Raw genomic sequence first — 273 nt, 5'->3', positions numbered from 1 at the left:
ATGCTTTGCACGATGGCACGGGACAAGCCGACGCGCACGGCGGCCACCAGAGCGGCAGTATCTTGACTCTTGGCGGCATTGTTGGCGATGGCTTCCGCGATGCTGCGAATGTCGCGCACCGGCACTTGCTCGGCGAGCAACGCCTGCAGCACTTTGAGCAACTGCGACAGCGACAGCACCCCCGGCACCAGCTCTTCGGCCAGTTTTGGCGAGGCTTTGGCCAGCAACCCCATCAATTGCTGGACTTCCTCATGGCCGATCAGCTCATGGGAG

Annotated in this window: 1 protein-coding gene; it reads right to left on the bottom strand. The window is 62.3% G+C overall.

The window, feature by feature from the left end:
• Positions 1-273: FHIPEP family type III secretion protein (locus SB756_RS30045; RefSeq protein WP_410913234.1), on the bottom strand; the 273-nt coding region annotated here is incomplete at both ends.

It is taken from the genome of Pseudomonas sp. SIMBA_068, assembly GCF_046534705.1.
GTDB classification, from domain to species: Bacteria; Pseudomonadota; Gammaproteobacteria; order Pseudomonadales; family Pseudomonadaceae; genus Aquipseudomonas; species Aquipseudomonas putida.
This window is presented reverse-complemented; position numbering and strand designations above follow the sequence as displayed.